Raw genomic sequence first — 9,500 nt, forward strand, 5'->3', positions numbered from 1 at the left:
GCTGCAGGACCACCTTGGATCCCCGGGAACCCACCTTATGTAAACTTTTACATAAGGTGGGTACATGTAGCCTTTACATTACCATTGCCTGATGAAGCGGTTATAACGGCATCACCAGATGAGACAGCCTTTACCAAACCTTGATTATCAACAGATGCTACAGAGTTATCAGATGAAGCCCATCTGATAACTCTGTCTGTTGTATTCTCTGGAACACAAGTAGCATGAAGAGATTGTTCTTCGCCTATAAACATGCTCAAAGTGTTTATATTCAAAGTTATTTTTTCAATTTCAACAGTCATTGAATTATTATCTTCAGTTACATCGTTACTTCCACACGAGAATATTATAACAGATAATGATATAATGCACGGCAGAAAACGAAATAATACATTATTCATAACGGTATTATCTAATATTTGATTATCAAATTATTGAATTATCAGTTTTTAAAAGCCTTACCGGAAATACCAGCCATGACAGACATTCCTTTGTATGAAAGTTTCTTTCCACTACCTATATACAAAGAAACATTTGAATTATTATCTGTTCTCACTATACCAAAACGTCCTTCAAACTCAATACCAAGTTTCTTGTCAATATATTTACCTGTATCTGTATCCAAACAGATGATATAATCTGTAATAGTATTATTATCCAATTCAGTAACCACTTTCATTCCTACAACTTTATCCTTGTAAGTCAACTGTTCAGTAGATACGATACTTGATTTTTTATTTCCAGACGGTTCGAAAGCGGCAACGAAAGGACGATTCCACGCTTCTCCCTTTTGGCGAACCACCATCACCGGTGTATTCTTCTTTACATATCCATTCTTTGCTTCACGTGTAGGAGGAGCAAAGGCTTTGGTAAATTCCTTTTCCGCACCTGCCGGGAAGAATACATGCATGTACTTATTGTCATAATCTATATCAAACCTAACTTTAACTTCGCCGGAAACAGGCTTTGTGGTTTTTGTATCTTCAAAAAATCTCCATCCCGGTGATTTAACCACATCACCGATATCATTCTGATATCTGTCAGTGATTTCTACATCTATTGATTTACCATCACTACCTGCAAAAGAGACTCTGTCACCGACATTATGATAAATATAGTCGTGGAATTTATTTTCAGACTTAGATTCAGACCTGAACATATCAAAATAATATCCGGTGGTATCACTTGTACGGATTACAGCCAAGGTACGTTCCTGTATACAATTATTTACAGTATCATTAAGATATTGCGTAGTAAAACTGAAATTCTCAGATATAGGTTCTTGCAAATGAGCAGGTTCACATGCTATATTCTCGACTGTATTCTGCCATACATTAGCCTTGCCTTTCCATGAACCTTCGTCAAGACCATGAGAAGCACCATTGACAACAACCGTATTATTACCCGCATACAAACGGAAATAATGTTCATGCAAAGGAATTAGTCTTTCGGCAACGGTAAGTGGAAGACCGGCATTAGGTCCCATTACATATCCGGCTCCATAAAGTTCCATCGCTATACCTGTGAGATGTGAATGAACATAATGTGCCCCGCCAATTATACCACAAAGACCATAATCCACATTGTCTTTTTCAACATAGTTTCTTTGAAGAGCTACACCGGCATGCTTAATAATCACAGTTGGAGTATAATTGAACTTTTCAACTTTCTTGTCTGGAAGATTATGTCCCCAGAACAACTTAAGATAACTCGCATTATCATATTGCTGGTCACTTATTTTTGGTTGTCTGCCACCTTCTGCCTCATATTTCTGCAATAAAGCCAACTCTGCGTCTTTCTGAAGTGTCTTCAGATTATTACGTTTGGCAATATCCAAGATGTATAGATAATTATGTTCTGTAAGGTCTACTGTTCTCTTTGAGTCTCCATAACGGACAAAACGTCTGTCTGGATTTCTCAGATTTTCAAAAAGGAATGTACCCTCGAACACATGCATATTATCTGCTATTACATTCATCTCCGGCTTAATTCTGTCAACAATATTAAGAATTAAAGAGATATTAGGCATATAGCTATAGCTTAATGACTCCGGCCAGATACCCTGACTGGAGAACATCGGAAGTATGGTATGCTGAAAAGAAGACTGATGCCATGTTCCTTTGTTCCAGAACACATCGAACAGTCGTTCACGTTCTTTGTCATCCTCTATACAAAGGATTGAATATAATGCACCGGGAGCAGTAAGTATTGGATGGTTTGAAATTATGTGCCCATGTTTGTCAGGACGTCCATACTCCTGAAGTATATTACCTACAATATTGGCAAATGCCTTCTGTGAAACCGAATCATCATATTTTATGTGATTGCCTGAAGTCACATCATAAATTTCTGTCTTGCCTGAGTTCAGATAATTGTATATGAAATCGTATGTTGTAGCCAACATATTATAGCATGTACGCGGATCATAAAACGAATCTCCCATTACCTGTGTTGTCTGTGGGGTCAACTTGGATATTTTACTCAGGTAATACCACAAAACATCAGCAGAATATCTGGCATAAGACTCATCTTTAGTAATATAGTACAACATTGATGACTCTGCAATATTGGTCAACAATGCATTATGCTTTGGCATTTCTCCTCCGAATGCGGGTATTGCCTTATATAAAGAATCCGGATTTGAGAAATAATTATCACGAACTGAATCTACATTGTGTCGCAACTGAACATAAATATCATTTGCCCAGTCATCATTATTTATTTTATCAATTAATGCCGGTCTTTCTTCCTCAGTAATCCAAATTACAGGGTGTTTTAATGTCTGTGCCCAAAAATTACAAACTGAGCAGAACAATCCTACTGTTAAAAAAAATCTTTTCATCTGTTTATTCAATTGTTATATTTATATTGAATTTTATACTTTCCAGAGCCTAATTCAATTATTACATTTTTTCCTTCTGCTTTAAAGTCTAAAGACTTATTGTTTACCAAAGCCTTATTATCTATCAATACGTCTGCAACTTGAGCATTTGGTAAAACTACTTTAGCTGATGTATTGCATGGTATTTCTAATTCATAGTTAAAAATCCCGTTAGCAATATTCCACGAAGACAATATCTTACCATACATGGTAATAAGCTCACCTTTAGCATAAGTAAGCCCACCTCCAACATGAGGCGATAGTGTAAAGTATTTGTAAGCCGGATATTCAGGATTAGATTTAATTCCTCCAATATAGCTATACATCCATTCTCCTATTGCTCCGTAGGCATAATGATTGAAACTGTTCATACCCATAGGATGGAAAGAGCCATCAGGCAGTATGCAGTTCCATCTTTCCCATATTGTAGTTGCACCTTTTGTAACCGGATACAACCAGGATGGATATTCTTTACGCATCAATAACATAAAAGCCAAATCATCGCGACCGATATCAGACAAAACGTTACACAATAATGGGGTTCCTACAAAACCTGTAGTAAGATGTTTGAACTTCACCACATCTTGAGCAAGATAATTTGCTGCTTTTGGTTTTAGAGTATCAGGCAGCATATCAAAAGACAATGCCAGCAGATATGCAGTCTGAGTATGCGATACCAATCGTCCGTTCGGAGTGACAAACTCTTTAATAAAAGCACTCTTCACATTTTCCGACAATTCAGCCCATTTTCGTGAATCCTCATTTTTCCCTATAATAGAGGCTATTTTTGACAACAGCATTGAGCTATATCTGAAATAAGAATTGGCAATCAAGTCTTTTTCTGTTGTAGCTCCAGGATAATCAGATTTAGTGGATGAATAAGCAAGCCAGTCTCCCCAATGAAAATCATTTCTCCATAGATAACTTTTACCAGCCTTTTTTGCCATATATTCCACCCATTTTACCATACTGTCATATTGTTCTTCAAGAATACGGATGTCGCCATATACTATATACATTGTCCATGGAACTATTATTACAGCATCTGCCCAGGCTGCACTTCCTTTTAATTTAGGAACTACGTTAGGTATTACAACCGGTACTCTACCATCTTCAAGCTGGTCTGCAGCCAAATCTTTAAGCCATTTGGTATAAAATGTTGCAACATCAAAATTATATGCAGCAGTCATACTGAATACCTGAGCATCACCTGTCCATCCCAAACGTTCATCACGCTGAGGACAATCAGTTGGTACATCAAGAAAATTATCTCTCTGTCCCCATTCAATATTTTTCTGTAATCTGTTCAATAAGGAATCAGAACACTCGAAACTGCCCGTCTCTTTCATAGGAGAGTGAATGGCCAAACCTGTCAGATCGTCTTTGGAAATTGGATTACGCAATCCCTGCAAATGAACATATCTGAAACCATGAAATGTAAAGTTTGGTTCATAAACGACTTCCGACTCATCTTTCAATATCAAATAGTCTGTAGCTTTTGCACTTCGAAGATTTGCCGTATAGAAATTTCTTTCATTATCAAGAACCTCCGCATACTTAATTATTATAGTATCCCCAGGAAGTCCCTTAACATTCAGACGGATATTACCAACTATATTCTGTCCCAAATCCACAATCAATTCATCCTTAGGAGAAGTAAAAATCTCTACAGGCTTCAGTTCTTTTACAATCTTAGGGAGCTCATTTACATTGGCCACAAGATTGTCTTTAGTAACATCCAAAAGTTCTACCCCATGCCACTCGCTGTCATTATATTCAGACAGATTCCAACCTGTAAGTTCTTTGTTAAAATCATAACATTCCCCATCATAATGATCTGACCACACAATCGGTCCGTAAGACCATTTCCAATCCTTGTTTGAAGTTATCCATTTTTCAGTTCCATCTGAATATATAAGATGCATCATAAAAAGCAATCCCAACCGATTGCCATAATATGCCCTGTCATTCTGCCAGCCCATACGTCCTCTATACCAACCGTCACCAATCATAACACCTACTGCATTATCCTTATTCAGCATTTCCGTTACATCGTATGTCTGGTATTGCAAACGTTTATGGTAGCTTGTCCAACCCGGACCAAACATATAATCGCTTACTTTCGAACCATTCAAAAACAGCTTATATGTACCTAACGAAGTTATATATACTCTGGCTTGCTTAACTTTCTTCTCAATATTAAATTTATAACGATAGTATTGTGAAGGAAGCGAAGATGTTACCTTACCTTCATTATATACTGAAACCCATGATGCCCTGTTCCATTGTTCGGCATCCATAACTCCGGTTTCCCATGTTGACGGTTCACTCCAGGGAGAGGATTTTCCTTTATTATCCCAAACTCTTACTGTCCAATAGACTTTCTTGAATGATGGTACAGGCTGACCCTGATATTGAACATGAATAGAAGCAGAAGACTCAACCTTTCCCGAATGCCATAATAAGTTTTTATTTGCTTTAAGATTTTTTTCAGAATATGCAACCTTGATTTCATACGCTTTCTGAGAAATATTATGTTTATCAGATATCAGTTTCCAACTGAGTCTTGGCTTTTCTAAATCTATTCCTATTGGATTATGCATGTACTCGCAAACCAAGTCTGTTACCTTGGTTTGCGATGATGCATGAACAGCTATAAAACATGTAATAAAAACGAAGAATAATCTTAATTTGCTGATCATAAATAAATATTATTGTTACCTATTGAAAACTATTTTACTGTCAATGAAATCTGTTTAAGATCCTGCTCACGAGATGATGAGCCAACAAATATTGTAAATGTTCCTGGCTCAATCGTCTTCTTCATATTAACGTCATACAATTCAAATTTATCAGGAGTAAGTTCAAATTCTAAAGTCTTGGTCTCTCCTTTCTTTATATGTACTCTATCAAAAGCCTTAAGCATTTTGTTGTATCTACCTACCGAAGCATAATCATCTTTAATATATACCTGAACTATTTCGTCACCATCGTATTCACCAACATTCTTAACATCGATCTTAAGTTTTACGCTTTCACCTGATTTTATATCTGCCGAAGATAACACCGGTTCTGAATATTCAAATTTGGTATAACTCATACCATAACCGAAATGAAACAAAGGTTCTTTAGATGAATTCTGATACTGACCTTTACCGGAACCTACAAAATCAGGCTTCTGTAAATATGTTACCGGAAGTTGTCCTACATTTCGTGGGAAAGAAACTGTAAGCTTTCCACCCGGATTATAGTCTCCAAAAATAACATCTGCCAAAGCATCACCGGTACGCATACCAAGATACCATCCTTCAATCAAAGCATCGACCATTCCTACTTCTTTCTCAATATCCAGAGGACGACCATTTATCATAATCATAACAATAGGTTTACCAGTTTTTGATATTGCTTCAATTAATTCACCCTGTACACCTACAAGATTTATATCATCGCGGTCGTGACCTTCACCACAAGTCAACGAGCAACCTCCAACTGCGAGAACAACAACATCAGAATTACGCGCAGCATTTACAGCCTGTGAAAATCCTGCTTTAGAATTTGAAAAGAAGTCACAACCTTCTGCATAGTTTACTTTAACGTTATCGCCAACTTTATTCTTAATTCCTTCCAGAACAGACGTATAATAAGGTGGCATACCGGAATAACTTCCAGTCTGAATATATCTGTTATTCCTTATAGTCTCTGAAGCATTAGGACCAATAACAGCTATAGATTTAATTTTCGATTTCTCCAAAGGAAGAATATTCTTATCATTCTTCAGAAGAATAACTGCATTACGGGCAACATCCAGAGCACATTGCTGAGCTTCTTCGCTACTTTCAACAATCATATCATCTGAAATTGGAGGGGCACTTTCAAACATACCGAGACGATATTTCGCAGTAATAATACGCTTAACATTAGCGTCAACATATTTCATCAATGATTTATCCTTGAGAAGAGTATCCTCCAATACATCCATAGTATATGAAAGATGATCCGGGTTCTTGCCTATTACCAACTCCATATCCACTCCTGCCTTCATGGCCAAAACAGCAGCCTCTGTCTTGTTAGAAGCTATCTTATGCATAGTTCTAAGACGACCTACGTCTGTATTGTCCGAAATCAGGAATCCATCGAATCCCCATTCTTTACGTAATATATCATTAATAAGCCACGAATTGGCATGACATGGCACACCATTCAAATCCTGATGTGCCGGCATCAGACTAGCCACTCTTGCCTCTTTAACAGCCGCCTCGAAAGAAGGGAAATGAATTTCACGCAATCTTCGCATGGAAACATCCGAGAAAGCCCCGTTCAGTCCTGTCCTATTTTCAGGATATGCAACAAAATGCTTTGCTGTAGCAATTATATGATTTTCGTCCAGATATTCATCACCCTCACCCTGAAGTCCTTGAATAAATGCAACTCCCATTCTACTGACAAGATAAGGGTCTTCACCATACGATTCTTCTATTCTTCCATATCGCGCATCACCTATACTTACATCAAGATTTGGCGAATAACAATGAGTAACACCAATACCTCTTGCCTCCTTGGCAATATATGATGTCATCTCTTTAATCAGTTCAGGATTCCATGTTGAGCCTAATGCTATAGCCTGTGGAAACACTGTAGCTCCCTCAAGCCATAATCCATGCAAACACTCACTGTACATCATTCGTGGAATGCCAAGTCTCTCATTATACGGCGCATCCTGCAGCATCTGTTCTATCTTTTCATCGATAGTCATCTTAGAAACAATGTTATCCACGAATTCCTTTTCATGATCCGCTTTCTCAACTACGCCATCAGCACAAGCGGAGAGGAGCAGCAAACTTCCAATTACAACTGTTGCTTTCATAATAATACTAATAAATTTCATTTTTCAACAAATATCGGAAGTATCATATAGTAAAAAAGAACACTAATTGAGCAAAAGTTAGAAAATATAACTCAAACATGTACAAATCATACACTTTGAACGAAAAATACAAATAAATAAATTGAGTTATATATAAAAAATCCTACAAAGAGCACAACACTCCCTGCAGGATTAAGAAACAAACTAATATGGTGTAATTACAAAGTCTTCTTGTAAAGTTCAAGGATTATTTCTTCTGTCACCTCACGAGGGTTACCAGGAGTACATACATCTGCATAAGCAGCCTTGGCAAGACGAGGAAGGTCTTCTGCCTTGATTCCCAACTCTGAAAGATGCTGAGGTATTCCTACACGTACAGACAGTTCCTTAACCGCCTTGACAGCAGCGTCTGCTGCCTCCTCTTTTGTCATTCCTGCTGAATATACATTCATTGCCTTAGCTATGTCAACATACTTGTCAAGCGCTGCTGGAGCATTAAATTCCATGATTGTAGGCAAAAGTAAGGCATTAGCAACACCGTGAGGAATGTCGAAGATTGCTCCCAATGGATGAGCCATACCATGCACTACTCCCAAACCTACGTTAGAGAAGGCCATACCGGCTATATACTGGGCTACCGCCATACCGTTACGGGCTTCAGCATTGTTCGGTTCATTTACCGCTGTTTCAAGATAACGTGCTATCATCTCGATTGCCTTGATTTCGAACATGTCACTCATCTCCCATGCACCTTTAGTGATAAGACCTTCGATGGCATGAGTCAATGCGTCCAAACCTGTTGCAGCAGTCAGACTCTTCGGAAGAGTGTACATAAGTTCGGCATCGACTATGGCAATAGCAGGGATATCATTAGGATCGACACAAACCATCTTCTTGTGATTTTCCTCATCGGTTATCACGTAGTTGATAGTAACCTCTGCAGCTGTTCCGGCTGTAGTTGGAAGAGCTATGATAGGCACTGACTTCTTCTTTGTATCGGCAACTCCTTCAAGAGATACCACATCAGAGAATTCTGGATTGTTGGTTATGATACCAATAGCCTTGGCTGTGTCCATTGATGAACCGCCACCTATGGCAATAATGAAATCTGCTCCTGATGCTGCGTAGGCTGCAAGACCTGCCTTAACATTAGAAACTGTAGGGTTAGGTTTGATTTCGCTGAACACTTCGTATGGGATATTGGCATTGCGCAAAACTGATAATACTTTATCAGCAACTCCAAACTTAATCAAGTCCTTGTCTGTTGCAACAAAAGCTTTAGTCAAGCCAAGACGTGAAATTTCCTTTGGAAGAACTTCTCTCGCTCCGGGACCGAAGTAAGATACTTCGTTTAATACGAATCTATTTATCATAATAATCAATTTTATAGGTTAAACACTCTTTTAAGTTCATCCATCTGTTCATCTGTCATTCCCTTAGGTACAAATCCCATTGAGCACGCAGACTCATAAATCTTGGCAGACTTAGACAGTGTATCTATCATATCGAATGCCTCAATCAGATCCTCACCAATAGCAATTGCTCCGTGTTTTTCCCACATAACTACATCATATTCGTCAAGCTGTTTGATAGTTTCCTCAGCAAGAACTACAGAGCCAGGCAACTGGTATCTTGCTATACCTAAACCTTTCGGACAGAAAGCACGTGTTTCAGGTATCATACTCCAAAGAATCTTGCTCAATACATCTTTTTCAAGAAAAGCCGGATTATGAGTCATTGCGACTAGTTCTATAG

The 9,500-nt window shown here is 38.1% G+C and carries 6 protein-coding genes; all 6 read right to left on the bottom strand.

The features are described from left to right. Positions 1-47: 47 nt before the first annotated feature. Complete coding sequence (locus tag QZ379_RS10825) at positions 48-401, bottom strand: Ig-like domain-containing protein (protein WP_291564398.1); 354 nt, start codon at positions 399-401, stop codon at positions 48-50. A gap of 41 nt (positions 402-442) precedes the next feature. Continuing rightward, entirely contained in the window at positions 443-2,842 is a 2,400-nt protein-coding gene (locus tag QZ379_RS10830) for a hypothetical protein (protein ID WP_291564400.1), read from the bottom strand. A gap of 8 nt (positions 2,843-2,850) precedes the next feature. Beyond that, complete coding sequence (locus tag QZ379_RS10835) at positions 2,851-5,583, bottom strand: alpha-L-rhamnosidase (protein ID WP_291564403.1); 2,733 nt, start codon at positions 5,581-5,583, stop codon at positions 2,851-2,853. A 29-nt stretch (positions 5,584-5,612) separates the two neighbouring features. Further along, the gene (locus tag QZ379_RS10840) at positions 5,613-7,745 is read right to left on the bottom strand and encodes a glycoside hydrolase family 3 N-terminal domain-containing protein (protein ID WP_291564406.1); all 2,133 of its coding nucleotides are present in this window, start codon (positions 7,743-7,745) and stop codon (positions 5,613-5,615) included. 218 nt (positions 7,746-7,963) lie between these two features. Then, a complete protein-coding gene (fucO, locus tag QZ379_RS10845; RefSeq protein WP_291564409.1) occupies positions 7,964-9,118 on the bottom strand; it encodes a lactaldehyde reductase in 1,155 nt (384 codons plus the stop codon). 11 nt (positions 9,119-9,129) lie between these two features. After that, on the bottom strand, positions 9,130-9,500 hold a 371-nt coding region (locus QZ379_RS10850; protein ID WP_291564411.1), incomplete at its 5' end, for a class II aldolase/adducin family protein.

Source organism: Bacteroides sp. (assembly GCF_019417265.1).
GTDB lineage: Bacteria > Bacteroidota > Bacteroidia > Bacteroidales > Bacteroidaceae > Phocaeicola.

Coding starts and splice junctions, on each gene's coding strand:
- QZ379_RS10825 (WP_291564398.1), bottom strand. CDS start 401: ATGAATAATGTATTATTTCGTTTTCTGCCGTGCATTATATCATTATCT.
- QZ379_RS10830 (WP_291564400.1), bottom strand. CDS start 2,842: ATGAAAAGATTTTTTTTAACAGTAGGATTGTTCTGCTCAGTTTGTAAT.
- QZ379_RS10835 (WP_291564403.1), bottom strand. CDS start 5,583: ATGATCAGCAAATTAAGATTATTCTTCGTTTTTATTACATGTTTTATA.
- QZ379_RS10840 (WP_291564406.1), bottom strand. CDS start 7,745: ATGAAAGCAACAGTTGTAATTGGAAGTTTGCTGCTCCTCTCCGCTTGT.
- fucO (WP_291564409.1), bottom strand. CDS start 9,118: ATGATAAATAGATTCGTATTAAACGAAGTATCTTACTTCGGTCCCGGA.